Origin of the sequence: Luteibacter sp. 9135 (assembly GCF_000745005.1) — a bacterium.
In the GTDB taxonomy this organism is placed as follows: Bacteria; Pseudomonadota; Gammaproteobacteria; order Xanthomonadales; family Rhodanobacteraceae; genus Luteibacter.
Map to the genome: position 1 here is coordinate 4416166 of NZ_JQNB01000001.1, position 14636 is coordinate 4430801.

The 14636-nt window shown below is 66.0% G+C and carries 16 protein-coding genes; 6 read left to right on the top strand and 10 right to left on the bottom strand.

The window, feature by feature from the left end; translation table 11 throughout:
• The first annotated feature begins 168 nt into the window (after positions 1-168).
• Positions 169-432: a 30S ribosomal protein S20 gene (gene rpsT / locus FA89_RS18755; protein ID WP_036143173.1), complete on the top strand. Its 264-nt coding sequence runs from the start codon at positions 169-171 to the stop codon at positions 430-432.
• 259 nt (positions 433-691) lie between these two features.
• Here rpsT and cgtA read toward each other — a convergent pair whose 3' ends face one another.
• The 4 genes from cgtA to FA89_RS18775 all read right to left on the bottom strand — a co-directional run bounded on the left by cgtA (position 692) and on the right by FA89_RS18775 (position 3253).
• The gene (gene cgtA, locus FA89_RS18760; RefSeq protein WP_036143176.1) at positions 692-1759 is read right to left on the bottom strand and encodes an Obg family GTPase CgtA; all 1068 of its coding nucleotides are present in this window, start codon (positions 1757-1759) and stop codon (positions 692-694) included.
• Positions 1760-1847: 88 nt separating this feature from the next.
• Positions 1848-2105 (bottom strand): 50S ribosomal protein L27, encoded by a 258-nt coding sequence (gene rpmA / locus FA89_RS18765; RefSeq protein ID WP_036111438.1) that lies wholly within the window; start codon positions 2103-2105, stop codon positions 1848-1850.
• Between the two features lie 20 nt (positions 2106-2125).
• On the bottom strand, positions 2126-2440 hold the full coding sequence (gene rplU, locus FA89_RS18770) for a 50S ribosomal protein L21 (protein ID WP_036143179.1): 315 nt from the start codon (positions 2438-2440) through the stop codon (positions 2126-2128).
• Positions 2441-2731: 291 nt separating this feature from the next.
• A complete protein-coding gene (locus FA89_RS18775; RefSeq protein WP_036143183.1) occupies positions 2732-3253 on the bottom strand; it encodes a DUF2059 domain-containing protein in 522 nt (173 codons plus the stop codon).
• A gap of 226 nt (positions 3254-3479) precedes the next feature.
• Here FA89_RS18775 and uvrA point away from each other — a divergent pair, with 226 nt between their 5' ends.
• The 4 genes from uvrA (at position 3480) to FA89_RS18795 (ending at position 9222) form a co-directional block, all read left to right on the top strand.
• Positions 3480-6482 (top strand): excinuclease ABC subunit UvrA, encoded by a 3003-nt coding sequence (uvrA, locus tag FA89_RS18780; protein ID WP_036143186.1) that lies wholly within the window; start codon positions 3480-3482, stop codon positions 6480-6482.
• Complete coding sequence (locus FA89_RS18785; RefSeq protein WP_036143188.1) at positions 6479-6910, top strand: acyl-CoA thioesterase; 432 nt, start codon at positions 6479-6481, stop codon at positions 6908-6910. The genes uvrA and FA89_RS18785 overlap by 4 nt, the downstream gene beginning before the upstream one ends.
• An 84-nt stretch (positions 6911-6994) precedes the next feature.
• Complete coding sequence (locus FA89_RS18790; RefSeq protein WP_036143190.1) at positions 6995-8455, top strand: DUF4139 domain-containing protein; 1461 nt, start codon at positions 6995-6997, stop codon at positions 8453-8455.
• A gap of 11 nt (positions 8456-8466) precedes the next feature.
• Positions 8467-9222 carry an enoyl-CoA hydratase/isomerase family protein gene (locus tag FA89_RS18795; protein ID WP_036143194.1) on the top strand — a complete coding sequence of 252 codons (756 nt, stop codon included), beginning with the start codon at positions 8467-8469 and terminating at the stop codon, positions 9220-9222.
• Between the two features lie 10 nt (positions 9223-9232).
• On the opposite strand, the gene FA89_RS18800 is transcribed toward FA89_RS18795, so the two are convergent.
• The 3 genes from FA89_RS18800 to FA89_RS18810 form a co-directional block, all read right to left on the bottom strand.
• On the bottom strand, positions 9233-10165 hold the full coding sequence (locus FA89_RS18800; protein WP_036143197.1) for a Nudix family hydrolase: 933 nt from the start codon (positions 10163-10165) through the stop codon (positions 9233-9235).
• Positions 10165-10653, bottom strand: coding sequence for a dihydrofolate reductase (locus FA89_RS18805; RefSeq protein WP_036143200.1), 489 nt, complete (start codon positions 10651-10653; stop codon positions 10165-10167). Before FA89_RS18805 ends, FA89_RS18800 begins: the two co-directional genes overlap by 1 nt.
• A 111-nt stretch (positions 10654-10764) precedes the next feature.
• Positions 10765-11148, bottom strand: coding sequence for a winged helix-turn-helix transcriptional regulator (locus FA89_RS18810; protein ID WP_036143202.1), 384 nt, complete (start codon positions 11146-11148; stop codon positions 10765-10767).
• 81 nt (positions 11149-11229) lie between these two features.
• On the opposite strand from FA89_RS18810, the gene FA89_RS18815 reads away from it, so the two are divergent.
• Positions 11230-12288 (top strand): SDR family oxidoreductase, encoded by a 1059-nt coding sequence (locus FA89_RS18815; RefSeq protein ID WP_036143205.1) that lies wholly within the window; start codon positions 11230-11232, stop codon positions 12286-12288.
• A 19-nt stretch (positions 12289-12307) separates the two neighbouring features.
• Here the strand turns inward: FA89_RS18815 and FA89_RS18820 are convergent, their stop codons facing one another.
• From FA89_RS18820 to lgt, 3 genes are all read right to left on the bottom strand, one after another.
• Positions 12308-12523 carry a DUF2945 domain-containing protein gene (locus FA89_RS18820; RefSeq protein ID WP_036143208.1) on the bottom strand — a complete coding sequence of 72 codons (216 nt, stop codon included), beginning with the start codon at positions 12521-12523 and terminating at the stop codon, positions 12308-12310.
• 397 nt (positions 12524-12920) lie between these two features.
• Positions 12921-13715 (bottom strand): thymidylate synthase, encoded by a 795-nt coding sequence (locus tag FA89_RS18825; RefSeq protein WP_036143213.1) that lies wholly within the window; start codon positions 13713-13715, stop codon positions 12921-12923.
• Positions 13716-13729: 14 nt separating this feature from the next.
• Complete coding sequence (lgt, locus tag FA89_RS18830; protein WP_036143217.1) at positions 13730-14572, bottom strand: prolipoprotein diacylglyceryl transferase; 843 nt, start codon at positions 14570-14572, stop codon at positions 13730-13732.
• Between the last annotated feature and the right edge of the window lie 64 nt (positions 14573-14636).

The following is a 14636-nucleotide window of genomic DNA, read 5'->3' on the forward strand; positions in this document are numbered from 1 at the left end:
ACAGCGGCGACCGGGCGGAGGACAGTCCACCTTCTGGAAATTTCCGGGCGGTCACCGCCGGATCGCCCGACGGGCCTGCCCGTGCGGGCCCTAAGCTATTGACGCGCCCCGGCTTTGGCCTCAAAATGGGCGTCTTTCTTAAAACCAACCGAACTCTGGAGCTTCACCTTGGCCAACATCAAGTCCGCGAAGAAGCGTGCGCGTCAGTCGGAGCAGCGCCGTCTGCGCAACGTCAGCGCGCGTTCCATGGTGCGTTCCGCACTGAAGAAGGTCGTCAAGGCGATCGACGCCAAGGACAAGGCAAGCGCAGTCAGCGCGTACGCCATCGCCGTGCCGGTGATGGATCGTTACGCTGCCCGCGGCCTGATCCACAAGAACAAGGCAGCTCGCCATAAGAGCCGCCTGAACGCGAAGATCCGCGACCTGGCGTAAGCCTGCGCGACATCGCTGTTTACGGAAAAGCCGGCGAAAGCCGGCTTTTTTGTGTGCGTTTCAGGGGTATCGCGTGGATCGTGGATCGTGGATCGTGGATCGTGGATCGTGGATCGTGGATCGTGGATCGCGCACATCGTGCGCTCCTACATGGCCAGATGATGCGTCACGCGCTGTAGGAGCGCACGATGTGCGCGATAGGCCGGCACGACGCAAAACGACGCCCCGGCAATACCGCACCCACTACGCCACCCCCGCGTTACTCGCCCCGCATACGCACGTCGTTGGACACTTCCTTCTGGTCGCGGTGCTTCTCGCGCTCGGCGTCGAAGAACTGCTGCACCTTCAGGCAGACATCCCACGTGCCGATCTCCGAAGCGGCCGACACCAGGAACCAGGGCTCCTTCCATTCCAGTCGGGCAACGATGTCGTCGGCTACCTGCTTCAGCTCGTCCTCATCGGAATAAACGTCGGACTTGTTGATGACCAGCCAGCGCGGACGCTCAACCAGTTCGGCATCGAAGTTCTTCAACTCGTGCTCGATCGTACGCACCTGCTCCACCGGGTCCGAGCCGTCAATGGGCCGGATGTCCACCACGTGCAGTAGCAGGCTGGTACGCGATACATGGCGCAGGAACTGGATACCCAGGCCCGCACCCTCGGCCGCACCCTCGATGATGCCGGGAATATCGGCAACGACGAAACTCTGATCGGTGCCGATGCGCACGACACCCAGGTTCGGATGCAGCGTGGTGAACGGGTAATCCGCCACGCGCGGCGTGGCTGCCGACACGGCACGGATGAACGTGCTCTTGCCTGCGTTGGGAAAGCCCAGCAAGCCGACATCCGCCAGCAGGCGCAGCTCCATCTTGATGTCGCGAACCTCACCGGGCGTACCCGGGGTGAACTTGCGCGGCGCGCGGTTCACCGAGCTCTTGAAATGGATGTTGCCGAGGCCGCCACGACCGCCCTGCGCCACTTTCAGGCGCTGGCCGTGCGCCGTGAGGTCGCCGATGACTTCGTCGGTATCGACGTTGGTGATGACCGTGCCGACGGGCACGCGAATATCGACATCGTCGGCACCCTTGCCGTACATCTGGCTACCCATGCCGGCCTGGCCGCGCTTGGCCTTGAACGAGCGCATATGGCGGAAGTCGACCAGCGTGTTCAGGCCCTCGTCCGCCACCAGCCAGACCGAGCCGCCACTGCCGCCGTCGCCGCCGTCAGGGCCACCGAAGGGGATGAATTTCTCTCGACGGAAGCTGACGCAGCCGTTGCCGCCGTCACCGGCCGAGACTCTGATTTGCGCTTCGTCGACGAATTTCATGGATGGGGAACCTGGATAAAAAGTGATGCCGCGTTACAAACGAAAAGCCCCGCCGTGGGCGGGGCCTTCGTTATCGCGTCGGAAAGGCTTACGCCTGGACGACGTCGACGAACTTGCGACCCTTGTCGCCGCGGGTCTTGAAGGCAACCGTGCCATCGACCAGCGCGAACAGGGTGTGGTCGCGGCCGAGGCCGACGCCCACGCCAGCGTGGAACTTGGTGCCACGCTGACGAACGATGATGTTGCCGGCTTCCACAGCCTGGCCGCCATAGATCTTCACACCGAGATACTTCGGGTTCGAATCGCGACCGTTACGGCTGGAACCTACGCCTTTCTTATGTGCCATGACTCATATCCTCCGGCAGATCAGGCGTTGATGCCCGTGATCTCGATTTCGGTGTAATGCTGACGATGTCCCTGCGTGCGCTTGTAATGCTTGCGACGACGGAACTTGACGATGCGGATCTTATCCGCGCGACCGTGGGCGCGAATCTTCGCGCTGACGGTGGCACCGGCGACCAACGGGGCGCCGACGGTGATCGACTCGCCTTCGCCCACCAGGAGGACCTGGTCGAACTGGACGGTGGAATCGACTTCAGCGGTGAGCAGCTCGACGCGCAGGACTTCGCCTGCCATCACACGATACTGCTTGCCACCGGTCTTGATGACTGCGTAGCTCATGGTTATTTCCTGTTGCTGATTATGTAGTTCTTTTTAGGTGTTACGGGTCGTGCGAACTGCCAATTATAGCCAGTGGGAAAAGGCCAGGTCAATCAGAGGGGTAGGAGCGCACACCCAAGGGTAGGAGCGCACGATGTGCGCGAAAAGCCGACAAAGCGATGACGAGGCACCCTTCAAGGCCCAGGGCCCGGGGCCCAGGCTCCGGGCATCAGCCACAGGCCCGGCGCCATTCCGGGCCATTGCGTGCCCCTTTCGCGCACATCGTGCGCTCCTACACCCCCCTTTGGGGCGTTATTTCTTCTTGGAGGGGGCGGGCGCAGGCGCCGGAGCCGGCTTGGCGGCGGCGCCGGCCGCCGGGCACTGGCCCTGGGCGTTGAGGGTACCCTGGGTCTGCAGCTGGGCGATCATCTGCTGGCCGCGTTCCTGGCCCCACTGCTTGCCGATCTGCATGCCCTCGGCCATGGTCGCGGGCATCTGGGTGATGACTTTCTGGCCCAGGGGCGAGCGATAGAACTTCAGCAGGCCGTCGATATCCTCGGCGGTGAAGTGCTTCTGGTAGACGGGGACCATCCGGCCGATCAGCTGGTTGGTGGCGTTGGCGTCCACGAAGCCCTGCCAGTAGCTGGCCGGCACGCAGGGCAGTGCGTTCTGCATCACGCCCGCCATCTGGCTGTTCATCTGGCTGAGCATCCGCCCCATGCCCACGGCATCCATCAGCTGGCGCACCTGCTGCTCGCTCGGCGCGGCGGCCATCGCCTGGCCCGTACAAACCGCCAGCACCAGGCCGGCCGCGATCCCTGTCCACTTACGCATGGGTGTATTCCTCTTCGGATGGATGGTCACCCCTCCCCGGGGCAGCGGCCATGGTAGCCGAGTCGGGCAGCCCCGCTGCGCCCGCCTTCGGCAGGGCTCACGACACCCACCGGAGCAGCACCGACCACCCCCGCACAACTGCTGTGATGAACCGTCAAAAGTCGACGCTGAATGAAGGCGGAAAACCCTTGGTATAGTCCGGGGCTTCCCCCATTTATGTAGGCACATGGACAGCATTCGCATCCGCGGCGCCCGCACGCACAATCTCAAGAATATCGACCTCGACCTGCCCCGGGACAAGCTCATTGTCATCACGGGACTGTCCGGTTCGGGCAAATCCTCGCTGGCTTTCGACACGATCTATGCCGAAGGCCAGCGTCGCTACGTCGAGTCGCTGTCCGCCTACGCGCGGCAGTTCCTCTCGATGATGGAAAAGCCCGACGTGGACACGATCGAAGGCCTCTCGCCGGCCATTTCGATCGAGCAGAAGTCGACGTCCCATAACCCCCGCTCCACCGTCGGTACGATCACCGAGGTGTACGACTACCTGCGCCTGCTCTACGCGCGCGTCGGCACCCCGCGTTGCCCGACCCACGCCATTCCGCTGGAGGCCCAGACGGTCAGCCAGATGGTGGACACGGCGATGGCGCTGGACCCCGAAAAGCGCTGGATGCTGCTGGCCCCGGTCATCCGTGAACGCAAGGGCGAACACGTCCAGGTCTTCGACCAGCTGCGGGCCCAGGGCTTCGTCCGCGCGCGCGTAGACGGCGAGGTGTACGACCTGGATGCCGTGCCGCCCCTGACGCTGCGCCAGAAGCACACCATCGAGGCGGTGATCGACCGCTTCCGCCCGCGCGACGACATCAAGCAGCGCCTGGCCGAGTCGTTCGAGACCGCCTTGCGCCTGGGCGACGGCATCGTGGTGCTGGTGGACATGGACGACCGCAAGGCCGACGAGCAGCTGTTCTCGTCGCGCTACTCGTGCCCCCTTTGCGATTACTCGCTGCCGGAACTCGAGCCGCGCCTGTTCTCGTTCAACTCACCGGTGGGCGCCTGCCCAACCTGCGACGGCCTGGGCGTGACCCAGGTGTTCGACGGCGCGCGGGTAGTCGGCCACCCCGAACTCAGCCTGGCCGGCGGTGCCGTGCGCGGCTGGGATCGCCGCAATGCGCACTATTTCCAGCTGATCGTGTCGCTGGCCAAATACTACGGCTTCGACCCGGAAACGCCCTGGCGCGAGCTGCCCAAGTCGGTGCAGAACGCCGTGCTCAACGGCTCGGGCAAGGATGTCATCCCGTTCCGCTATATCACCGAGCGTGGCGGCAAGGTCACCCGCGAGCACAAGTTCGAGGGCATCCTGCCCAATCTCGAGCGCCGCTACCGCGAGACCGAATCCAACGCCGTCCGTGAGGAACTGGCCCGCTACATTGCCGATCATCCCTGTCCCGACTGCGGCGGCCAGCGGCTGAATCCTTCGGCGCGCAACGTCTTCGTCGCCGACCAGGCCATTCCGTCGCTCACCTCGCTGGCCATCGACCGCGCCCTGGCCTTCTTCGACGGGCTGAAGCTGCCCGGCTGGCGCGGCGAGATCGCGGTCAAGATCGTCAAGGAAATCCGCGAGCGGCTGACCTTCCTCAACGACGTGGGGCTCAACTACCTCACGCTGGATCGCCAGGCCGACTCGCTCTCGGGCGGCGAGGCCCAGCGTATCCGCCTGGCCAGCCAGATCGGTGCCGGCCTGGTGGGCGTGATGTACGTGCTGGACGAGCCGTCCATCGGCCTGCACCAGCGCGACAACGAACGCCTGCTGGGCACGCTCACCCGACTGCGCGACCTGGGCAATACGGTGATCGTCGTCGAGCACGACGAGGACGCGATCCGCGCCGCTGACCACATCCTGGACATCGGCCCCGGCGCCGGCGTGCATGGCGGCCATATCGTGGCCGAGGGCACGCTGGCGCAGGTGCTGGCCACGCCGGCCTCGGTCACCGCCAAGTACCTCACCGGCGAGCGCGGCATCGCCGTGCCCAAGGTGCGGCGTCCGGCGCGCAACGACCAGTGGCTGGAGTTGAAGGGCGCAACGGGCAACAACCTCAAGGACGTGGACGTAAGCATTCCCGTCGGTACGTTCACCTGCGTGACCGGTGTATCGGGCTCGGGCAAGTCCACGCTGATCAACGACACGCTCTATCGCCTTGCCGCGATGGAACTCAACGGCGCCGGCGAGCAGCCGGCCGCTTACGAGTCGATCGAAGGCCTGTCGCTGTTCGACAAGGTGGTGGACATCGACCAGTCGCCGATCGGACGCACCCCGCGCTCCAACCCGGCAACCTACACGGGCCTGTTCACCCCGCTGCGCGAGCTTTACGCACAGGTGCCGGAGTCGCGTCAGCGCGGCTACCTGGCGGGACGTTTCAGCTTCAACGTGCGCGGCGGTCGCTGCGAAGCCTGCGAAGGCGACGGCATGATCAAGGTGGAGATGCACTTCCTTCCGGACGTGTATGTGCCCTGCGACGTCTGCCACGGCAAGCGCTACAACCGCGAAACGCTGGAAGTGCTGTACAAGGGCCACACCATCGCCGACGTGCTCGACATGACGGTGGAAGATGCGTTCAAGCTGTTCGAGAACGTGCCGGTGATCGCCCGCAAGCTGGAAACGCTGCGCGCGGTGGGCCTGGATTACATCAAGCTCGGCCAGAGCGCCACCACGCTCTCCGGTGGTGAGGCGCAGCGCGTGAAGCTGTCGAAGGAGCTGTCCAAGCGCGACACGGGCAGCACGCTCTACATCCTTGACGAACCCACCACCGGCCTGCACTTCCACGACATCGAGCAGCTGCTCGAGGTGCTGCACAAACTCGTCGAGCACGGCAACACCGTGGTGGTGATCGAGCACAACCTCGACGTGATCAAGACGGCCGACTGGCTGGTGGACCTGGGCCCCGAAGGCGGCGCCGGTGGCGGACGCATCCTGGTCAGCGGCACGCCGGAAACGGTGGCCGCCACGGCGGAGTCGCACACGGGCAGGTTCCTGAAAACCCACCTGAAACCAGTGCGTGCGCCGGTGCCGAAGGCCGCCCCCAAGGCGAGCGGAAAGACGCCTGCGAAATCCGTGGCTCCCGCCAAACCGGCCGCGTCGGTAAAGACGGCCGCGGCGAAGAAAACGGCCGCCGTGACGAAAACCAGCGCTGCGACGAAGAAAACCGCCACGAAGAAGAAAGCCAAGGCATGACGACCGAGACCCCGACCACGCCCAACCCCGTCTTCATCACCCCGATGGAGGTACGCTGGCAAGATCTGGACGCCTACAACCACGTCAACAACGCCAACTACCTCGTGTACCTGCAGGAAGCCCGGATCAAGTGGCTGCAACAATTGCCGGACAAGTGGTACGGCGAGGACGGTGCGCCAGTCATGGCGCACAGCGAGCTCAACTACCGGCTGCCCATCGAGTGGCCGGCGGATATCCAGATCGAGCTGTATATCAACCGCATCGGCAACAGCTCCATGACGGTCGGCCACCGCATCGTGACCAGCGACGACGCCACGAAGATCCATTGCGACGGCAGCGTCACGATGGTCTGGATCAGCCCGAAGACCGGCCGCCCGGTGCCGATCCCGCAAGCAATCCGCGATGCGGCGGGCACCCTGCCCGCCTGAGCCTGGGCGCGGCGGTTCGCAAGATCACGCGCATTCACGAAGGCTATGTATGATTCGGCAGGGTCATCATGGAGAGAGTGAATCATGTCGCGTCGTATCCTTGCCCTTGCGATAGCCAGCGCCGTCGCCCTGCCCGCCCTCGCGGCCGGTGAGCGCACCTCGCTCACCCTGTACCGCGCCGACGGCGATCAACTGTTCGCCACCAACGGCGATGCCGTCTCCGCCGAGGGCTACGCCGTGGTCCACGAGCGTCGATCCTTCGACCTCAAGGGCGGCACCCAGGACCTGTCGATCGACGGCCTGCCGTCCGCCCTGGACAGCGAAGCGATGTCGCTGCGCTTTCCCGGAAAGGACACCCGCGTGCTGTCGCAGCGCCTGCTGCTCGGCCAGGGTTTCGACGGTGCGGTGGCCGGCCTGGTGGGCCGGAACGTCACCGTCATCGGCGACGGCGGCCAGCCGATCGCCAGCGGCACGCTGGTGCGCGGTGGCGACGCGCTGGTGGTCCGCGACACCGGTGGCAAGGCCACGTTGATCCGCAACTACTCGGCCCTGCGCGCCACCGACGCGGCGGACTTCGCCCGCGGATCGACCTTGCAGGTACGCGTGGCAGGTTCGGGCGCAGGCAGCACCTCGGCCCAGCTCGACTACCCCACCTCCGGCATCGGCTGGCGCGGCGCCTATGTCGCCACGCTGGCACCCGGCGACACGTGCTCGATGAATTTCACCGCCGCGGCAAGCATCGCCAACCGCAGCGGACGCGACTGGAAGGATGTCTCGCTCAAGCTGGTGGCCGGCGACGCCAACCGCGCGAAGGCCGCACCGCAGCCCAAGATGTTCATGGCACGCGCAGCCGCCGCACCTGCGCCCATGGCCATGGAGGACGCCGCACCCGAGCAGGCCACGCTGGGCGACCTGCGCACCTATACCCTGCCGGCCGCCATCGACCTGCCCGACGGCAGCGTGACGCAGACCCCGCTGTACGAAAGCCGCACCCTGTCGTGCGAGCGCAAGGCGGTTTACGACACCGGCAGGGCTTATTACGGGCAGCAGCCGCAGCTGGAACGCGACCTCGGACAACCGCAGGAAGGCACGCCCATCGTCTCCACGGTGGGCTTCAAGGCGTTCGACGCCCTGCCCGCCGGCTATGTGCGCGTGCTGACGGTGGATCGCGACGGCAATGCCGAGCTGCTGGGCGAAGGCCGCCTCGGCGACACGCCGAAGAACAAGGACGCGACGATCACCCTCGGCAACGCCTTCGACCTGACCGCCAAGCGCGAGCAGACCTCGTTCACCGCCAACGAGGCGCAGCATCGCATCGACGAAGGCACGCGCATCGTGCTGAGCAACGCCGGTGACGTGAAGCGCACGGTCACCCTGCGCGAGCATCCGGCCCGCTGGCGTGCCTGGACGGTGGTGTCGTCCTCGGTGAAGCCGACCAAGAGCACGCCCGACGTGCTGGAGTTCAACGTCGAGGTGCCGGCCAATGGCTCCGCCACGCTGGATTACGCGCTGCGCTACACGTGGTCGCCCAGCGACATCAAATAAGGAACCGCGCCATGCTCGACATCCTTCCGCACGAGGGCGGCATCCACGAAATCCGCCTGGCGCGTGCGCCGGTGAATGCGCTCGACATGGGCCTGGTCAACGCCTTGCGTGAGGCCATCGTCGACGCACCCGGCAACGGTGCCCGGGCCATCGTGCTGTCGGGTGCGCAGGGCATGTTCTCGGCGGGTGTCGATGTTCCCGCCTTGATGCAACGCAATCGCGACGGCGTGGGCGAGTTCTGGACAGGGTTCTTCGCCCTGTGCGGCGCCATCGCCGCGTCGCCGGTGCCCACCGTCGCCGCCATCACCGGGCACAGCCCGGCCGGTGGCGCGGTGCTCACCTTGTTCTGCGATTACCGGGTCATGGCCCATGGCGTCTACAAGATCGGCCTGAACGAGGTCCAGGTGGGTCTGTCGGTGCCCGAGCCCATCCAGTTCGCCCTGCGCCGCATCGTCGGCGCCTGGCGCGCGGAGCGTCTGCTGGTGGCCGGTGCGCTGATCGATGCCGAACAGGCCCACGCCATCGGTCTTGTCGACGAACTGGCCACGGTGGAACAGGTGGTCACGCGCGCCGTGCTGTGGGCCGGCGAATTGCTCAAGGCACCGCCGGGCGCCATGCTCCGTACGCGCGCCATCGCCCGCGCCGACCTGCTCGCCGTCTGGGGAAACACCGAGGGGCTGCTGGGTGCGGACTTCATCGACGGCTTTTTCAGTGACGAGACCCAGGCCACCCTGCACGCGCTGGTCGCCCGGCTGAAAAGCAAATAAGCCGAACGTTTCAGAAAAACCCGGCGATACCCGCCACGCCCTGTGCGGCGTGCAACCGCGCTTCCGCCACATCGTCAGGGCCGAGTCCACCCAGCGCGAAGACCGGCAGGGATGCCGCTTCGGCAAGCCGGGCAAAGCGCGGCCAGCCCATCGGCTCGGCGTCCGGATGGCTGGGCGTCGGCTGCACCGGCGACAACGTGGCGAAATCGCAGCCCAGCCGCGATGCCAGGGCCAACTCGTCAGCGTCGTGACACGAGGCGCCGACCCTTTGCGCGAACGGCAGCGGGCGCGCGCTCAACGCGTGCAACTGCGCGGCACCCAGGTGCACGCCGAAGCCCTCGCCCAGCGCCAGCGCACCTTCGATATCCCGGTTGAGCAGCAACGTCGCCCCGAAGCGCCCCAGCTCCTCCTTCATCGATGCCGCGATCTGGCGCGTCATCGCGCAGGGCTGCCCCGGAAGACGCAGTTGCAGGAGCCGCTCTCCCCGCGCCAGCGCCACGCGCAAGACGCTGGCCACGCGATCCGGTGATTCGTCGGCGGGCGTGATCGGATAATGCGCCGGCAGGCGCATCGCGGCGAGGATGGGACGATCGGCCGGGGCCAGCTGCGCCGCATCGATGTGCCGCGGGTCCTTCCATGCCAGCGCCGTGGCTTCGAGCGCCCGGGGTTCGCCGCTCCAGGCGCGGATGCAGATCGCCTCGAGCAGCATCGTGCGCTCGCCGTAGGTCCAGGGAATGCGTATCAGCGCCTCGAACGAGAGTGGATCGGCAGCGATGCCCAGTTCCTCGTCCAGCTCGCGCAGCAGCGCCTCCACCGGGGTTTCTCCGGCTTCCCGCTTGCCGCCCGGGAACTCCCACAGCCCGGCCAGGTGCTTGCCGGGCGGCCGCTGGGCGATGAGCAGCCTGCCGGCGCCGTCGACGAGGACGCCGGCCAGCACGTGCATCAGACGTTCCGGACGTATTCGACCATGTCGAACGAGAAGGCGTGCTCCTTGTCCGCCGCGTGGTGCACGCGCGACACCTCGGCCCACTCCTTGAAATCGATGCCCGGGAAGAACACGTCGGCCCCGTCGACCGCGGCATACACCCAGGTCAGGTACAGGGTGCGCGCATAGGGCAGCGCCTCGCGGAAGACTTCACCGCCGCCGATCACCATCAGCCCCGAGTAGCTGCAGCTGGCCTGGGCCTCCTGCACCGAACGGACCGTGATCTGCCCCGGAAAAGGGGCCTCGCCCTTGCGCGACAGCACGTAGTTGGTGCGGTCCGGCAACGCCCTGCCGATCGATTCGGCGGTCTTGCGACCCATCAACACCGACTTGCCGGTGGTCAGCTTCTTGAAGTAACGCAGGTCGTCGGGGAGGTTCCAGGGAAGGCCTCCCTGCTTGCCGATGGCAAAGTTTTCGTCGAGCGCGGCAACCAGGTGTACGGCCATGGAACATCCTTCAAAAAAGGGAAAAGAGATCGGGCGGCGTGCGCCCGTGCGGTGCGAATGGTAGTCCTCCGCGGCCGGCGGGGAAACTAACGACCGTTTGATTTTGCCGGGCTAGCGGCGCCGCGAGGTGGCACGGGGCCGTAAATCGTCGAGTGCGCGGGCATTGTCGCGGGCCCACCCATAGATCATCTCGATCGGCTCGACCAGCCGCTGCCCGAGCGGGGTCAGGGCATACAGGACACTCGGTGGCACCGCGCCGTCCTCGACACGGCGCTGGACCAGCCCGCTGTCCGCCAGCTCGCGCAGGGTCTGGGTGAGCATCTTCTTCGAGATACCGGGCAGACTGCGCAACAGCACGCCGGAGCGGGCCTCGCCGCCGTGCCGCGCGTGCAGGGTATGCAGGATCATGCTGGTCCATTTCGTGGCGAACAGTTCCAGCACGCGGCGCGGGGCGCAGTCTTCCAGCCAGTCGTCGTCGGGGGAACCGGGTTTCATGCGTGGGTACCTTTTGGTGCCTTCTTGGAACGGGCTGCCAGCGTCTTTATGGTGAGGGGATGTCCCCACAAGAGTAACCCCATGAACCATGCACTCGTCGTCGGCGCCAGCGGCATCATCGGCAGCGCCCTCACCGAACGCCTCGTGGCGAGCGACTGGCAGGTCTCCGCACTGGCGCGGCGCCCCGGTGAACGCGCCGGCGTGACTGGCATCGCCGCCGATCTCACCGACGCCCAGGCCACCCGCGATGCGCTGGCCGGCATCGCGCCCACCCACGTCTACGTCGCCACATGGTCGCGCCAGGCGAACGAAAAGGAGAACATCCGGGTCAACAGCGCGATGGTTCGCCACCTGCTGGACGGACTGCGTGACGCCGGCAGCGTGCGGCATGTGGCGCTCGTGACCGGCCTGAAGCATTACCTCGGCCCCTTCGAGGCCTATGGCCAGGGTGTGTTGCCGGAAACCCCGTTCCGCGAGGAGCAGGGGCGACTGGACGTGGACAACTTCTACTATGCGCAGGAAGACGAGGTGTTCGCGGCGGCAAAGCGCGACGGCTTCCACTGGAGTGTGCACCGCCCGCATACGGTGATCGGCGTGGCGGTGGGCAACGCCATGAACATGGCGACCACGCTCGCGGTATACGCCTCGATCTGCAAGGCCACCGGCCGGCCGTTCCGCTTTCCGGGCTCCGACGCGCAGTGGCGCAGCCTTACCGACATGACCGATGCACGCCAGCTGGCGCGGCACCTGGTCTGGGCATCGACTACGCCTGTCGCCGCGGACGAGGCGTTCAACGTCGTCAATGGCGATGTATTCCGCTGGAGCTGGATGTGGTCGCGCATCGCGCAGTGGTTCGGCCTGGAGGCCGCGCCGTTCGACGGTAGCGTGCTGCCACTCGAGCAACAGATGGAAGCGGACGCGCCGCTGTGGGAACGCATCGTCGCCGAGCACGGCCTGGCCGAACCCGACATGCACCGCCTGGTCTCGGCATGGCACAGCGACGCCGACCTCGGCCGACCCATCGAAGTCGTCACCGACATGTCGAAGAGCCGCCGCATGGGCTTCCTCGATTACCAGCCCACGGACGACGCCTTCTTCGATGCCTTCGCCCGCCTTCGCGCGGAACGCATCATCCCATAACCGGACTGATGCAAGCGGGTCAGGCGCCCCGATCCTTCTTCAGGGCGCCTGCCTTGTGTGCCGCCTTCGCGCCCGTCTTGTCGCTGACCACCAAGTATTCGGGGTTGTCCGGCGACGCGGCCACCTCGTGGCCCTTGATCTTCGTGGGTGCGGTGAGCTTGCGCTCCACCGTGCCCTTCGTCGTGCCTTGCGACGTCTTCCACGTCACCTTGTCGCCACGCTTGGGGTTATCCATCGGTCACCTCCGCGTCAAAAGGCGACCGTAGACCGCTCCATGTCGACACGACGTCTCGTCCAGGCCACCTCGACGTAAACGCCCGGAACGTCATTACCACTCGCCCGTGCCCTCGCCGCGACCCGCCCCTCGTAGGAGCCCACGATGTGGGCGAAACCTCATCGTTTTCTGAGGCGAATGAGGCAGAAGGTTAGGAAAAGCGACGGCTTCGTTTGGCGGTCGGAAACGCCTACAGGCATGAGGGGCGCGGCATCGGTCGCGCTAGCTACGTTGAGGGTTCGCGCACGTACGTGCGCTCCTACATTGAGGTTTCGCGCACGTACGTGCGCTCCTACATTGAGGGTTCGCGCACGTACGTGCGCTCCTACATTGAGGGTTCGCGCACGCGCGTGCGCTCCTACACGGCAACCGGCGCCCGAATGGCCGCATGCGGCTCATAACCTTCGATGGCGACATCCTCGAAGCGGAAGTCGAACACCGAGGTCACCGCCGGATTCAATACCAGGCGCGGCAACGCACGGGGCGTCCGTGCCAGCTGTGTCGTCGCCTGTTCGACATGGTTCGCGTACAAATGCGCATCGCCCAGGGTGTGTACGAAGTCACCGACGCCCAGCCCGGTCGCCTGCGCGATCATGTGGGTCAGCAAGGCGTAGCTGGCGATGTTGAACGGCACACCGAGGAAGATGTCACCGGAACGCTGGTACAACTGGCACGACAGTTTCCCGTCCGCCACGTAGAACTGGAACAGGGTGTGGCACGGCATCAGCGCCATCTGCGGCAGTTCGCCCACGTTCCAGGCGGAAACGATGAGCCGGCGCGAATCCGGGTTGCGCTTGATCTCGTCCACCACCCAGGCGATCTGGTCGACGGTCTTGCCGTCCGCCGTGGGCCAGGCGCGCCACTGCCGTCCGTAGACCGGGCCAAGGTCGCCGTTGGCATCGGCCCACTCGTCCCAGATGCGGACGCCGTGTTCCTTGAGGTAAGCGATGTTGGTGTCGCCCTGGAGGAACCAGATCAGCTCGTGCACGATCGACTTCAGGTGAAGTTTTTTCGTCGTGACCAGTGGGAAACCTTTCGACAGGTCGTAACGCATCTGCCAGCCGAACACGCTACGCGTGCCGGTGCCGGTGCGGTCGGCCTTGGTCGCGCCATGGTCGAGCACGTGGCGCAGGAGTTCGAGATAGGGCTGCATGGCTTACGTCGCGGTCAGGGTGTCGGGGCGGTGGCCGCCGACGTCGCGGGGGCCGCCAGCGGCGCATAGGGCGCACGCCGGGACAGGGCCAGCAGCAGGATGCCCAGCGCAATGAGCGGCAGCGACAGCACCTGACCCATGGTGACCCAGCCGAAGGCGAGGTAACCCAACTGGGCATCGGGCACCCGCACGAATTCGATCAGGAACCGGAAGCAACCGTAGAGCAGCCCGAACAAGCCGGACACCGCGTAACGGCGGCGCGGCTTCATCGAGAAGATCCACAGCACGATGAACATCACCACGCCCTCGAGCGCGAACTCGTACAGCGGATTGGGATGGCGTGGCAGCGCGTCCGGCGCGTGCGGGAAGATCATGCCGATGGGCAGGTCGGTGGGCTTGCCCCACAACTCGCCGTTGATGAAGTTGCCCAGTCGACCCAGGCCGAGGCCCAGGGGCACCAGCGGCGCGACGAAGTCGATCGTGTCGAACAGCTTGATACCGTTGCGCCGCGACCAGAACAGGCCAGCCAGCACCACGCCCATCAGGCCACCATGGAAAGACATGCCGCCGTCCCAGACGCGGAACAGCGCCAGCGGGTCGGTCCAGATCCAGTTGATCGGCGTGTAGAACAGCATGTAGCCGACGCGACCGCCCAGCACCACGCCCATCATCAGGTAGAACATGAGGTCGCCCAGGCGCTCCGAGCTGACCGGCAGGCGGCCTTGCCGGCGGCGGTATTCGCCGAGGGCCCAGCCGCCGAGGAAACCGCCCAGGTACATCAAGCCATACCAGTGGACCTGGAGGGGCCCGAGCGACAGGGCGACGGGATCGAAATGGACGACGAACGGAGTGCTCATGGAAGACCTGGGGCGAACGCAGGCGCCCAGTGTACCGCCCCACCCCCGGTGTCGGGGACTGCCG

Coding starts and splice junctions, on each gene's coding strand:
- cgtA (WP_036143176.1), bottom strand. CDS start 1,759: ATGAAATTCGTCGACGAAGCGCAAATCAGAGTCTCGGCCGGTGACGGC.
- rplU (WP_036143179.1), bottom strand. CDS start 2,440: ATGAGCTACGCAGTCATCAAGACCGGTGGCAAGCAGTATCGTGTGATG.
- FA89_RS18795 (WP_036143194.1), top strand. CDS start 8,467: ATGCTCGACATCCTTCCGCACGAGGGCGGCATCCACGAAATCCGCCTG.
- FA89_RS18810 (WP_036143202.1), bottom strand. CDS start 11,148: ATGAAACCCGGTTCCCCCGACGACGACTGGCTGGAAGACTGCGCCCCG.
- FA89_RS18825 (WP_036143213.1), bottom strand. CDS start 13,715: ATGCAGCCCTATCTCGAACTCCTGCGCCACGTGCTCGACCATGGCGCG.
- lgt (WP_036143217.1), bottom strand. CDS start 14,572: ATGAGCACTCCGTTCGTCGTCCATTTCGATCCCGTCGCCCTGTCGCTC.
- uvrA (WP_036143186.1), top strand. CDS start 3,480: ATGGACAGCATTCGCATCCGCGGCGCCCGCACGCACAATCTCAAGAAT.
- FA89_RS18805 (WP_036143200.1), bottom strand. CDS start 10,653: ATGGCCGTACACCTGGTTGCCGCGCTCGACGAAAACTTTGCCATCGGC.
- rpmA (WP_036111438.1), bottom strand. CDS start 2,105: ATGGCACATAAGAAAGGCGTAGGTTCCAGCCGTAACGGTCGCGATTCG.
- FA89_RS18785 (WP_036143188.1), top strand. CDS start 6,479: ATGACGACCGAGACCCCGACCACGCCCAACCCCGTCTTCATCACCCCG.
- FA89_RS18790 (WP_036143190.1), top strand. CDS start 6,995: ATGTCGCGTCGTATCCTTGCCCTTGCGATAGCCAGCGCCGTCGCCCTG.
- FA89_RS18800 (WP_036143197.1), bottom strand. CDS start 10,165: ATGCACGTGCTGGCCGGCGTCCTCGTCGACGGCGCCGGCAGGCTGCTC.
- FA89_RS18815 (WP_036143205.1), top strand. CDS start 11,230: ATGAACCATGCACTCGTCGTCGGCGCCAGCGGCATCATCGGCAGCGCC.
- FA89_RS18820 (WP_036143208.1), bottom strand. CDS start 12,523: ATGGATAACCCCAAGCGTGGCGACAAGGTGACGTGGAAGACGTCGCAA.
- FA89_RS18775 (WP_036143183.1), bottom strand. CDS start 3,253: ATGCGTAAGTGGACAGGGATCGCGGCCGGCCTGGTGCTGGCGGTTTGT.